1 protein-coding gene is annotated in these 1,644 nt (G+C 59.2%); it reads left to right on the forward strand.

What is annotated here, in order from left to right:
- On the forward strand, positions 1–1,644 hold a 1,644-nt coding region (locus V7665_RS13570), incomplete at both ends, for a class I tRNA ligase family protein (RefSeq protein ID WP_335665067.1).

The raw sequence follows: 1,644 nt of genomic DNA on the forward strand, positions 1-1,644 counted from the left end.
GCTCGAAAGCGAAGATCATCTATCGCTGCACGCCGCAATGGTTTGTGCCGATGGACAGCCACCTGACCCATTTGCCGGCCAAAACGCCGCAGGAGAAAAAATGGGAAAACGAGGGCGGTGCCATCGATCCGCATGACGAAGTGCTCTGTGCCTCGCCGACCCTGCGCGACATCGCGCTCAGCGAAATCCGTGACGAAGTGCGTTTCGTGCCGGAACGCGGGCGTCGCCGTCTGGAATCGATGGTCGAGGGCCGCCCCGACTGGGTGCTCTCCCGCCAGCGCGCCTGGGGCGTGCCGATTGCGCTTTATGTCGATCGCAAGAGCGGCGAATATCTAAACGATCCGGCGGTCAATGCGCGGATCATCGCTGCCTTCAAGGCCGGTGGTGCCGATGCCTGGTTCAACGCCGATCATCAGGATTTTCTCGGCAACGACCACGCGCTCGACGATTATGAAGTGGTCACCGACATTCTCGACGTCTGGTTTGACAGCGGCTGCACCCACGCCTTTGTGCTGGAAAGCGGCAAATGGCCGGACCTGCTGCGGTCCGATGACAAGCGCCCGGCGGACCTCTATCTCGAAGGCAGCGACCAGCATCGCGGCTGGTTCCAGTCGAGCCTGCTCGAAAGCTGCGGCACCAGAGGCCACGCGCCTTATGAGGCTGTGCTGACCCACGGCATGACGCTCGACAAGACCGGCAAGAAGATGTCGAAATCGCTCGGCAACACGCTTGATCCGAAGAAGATCATCGATGTGCAGGGCGCGGATATCTTGCGGCTGTGGGCGGCGAGTGTCGACTTTACCGAGGATCACCGGATCGGCGATGAAATCCTGAAAGGGGTTTCGGACAGCTACCGGAAATTGCGCAACACGTTCCGCTATATGCTGGGCGGGCTGGGTGATTTTACCGATGCCGAGCGCGTCGCCGTGGCCGACATGCCGGAGCTGGAGCGCTATATATTGCACCGGCTGGCGGAAGTGGACGCGGAGTTGAAGCAGCATGTGAACGACTTTGCCTTTGGTCCCTATATGCGGACCTTGAACGCGTTCGCGCAGGAAGATCTCAGCGCTTTCTTCTTCGATATCCGCAAGGATTGCCTCTATTGCGACGCGCCGGATGATCCGAAGCGCATGGCTTACCGGACGGTGATGGATATCTTGTTCCATGCGTTGACGCGTTATATCGCGCCGGTGCTGGTGTTTACTGCGGAAGAGATCTGGCAGAGCCGGTTCCCGAATGAGGCGGATAGTATTCATTTGAAGGAATGGCCTGATTTCAAGGCGCTCACCACAGGTCGTCCCAGCGAAGGCTGGGACCCAAATCAATCGACGAGCGGTTTAGACCCCAGCCTACGCTGGGGTGACAGTGAGGTTCAAAAGTGGGACCTCGTCCGTGAAGCCCGGGAAAAGGTTACCGAGGCTATCGAACCGTTGCGGCGCGAAAAGACCATTCGTTCCAGCCTCGAGGCAGAAGTCAGCTATCCGATGGCCGACCTGCCGATCAGCACCGAAGAATTTGCCGAACTGGCGATTGTGGCCAAGGTCACAGACGGCGCGGACATTAGCGTGACCAAGACCGACAATCACAAATGTGGCCGCTGCTGGCGGCTCCTGCCGGAAGTGGAAGAAGATGGCGCGCTTTGTG

Source organism: Parasphingorhabdus sp. (genome assembly GCF_036964675.1).
GTDB lineage: Bacteria > Pseudomonadota > Alphaproteobacteria > Sphingomonadales > Sphingomonadaceae > Parasphingorhabdus.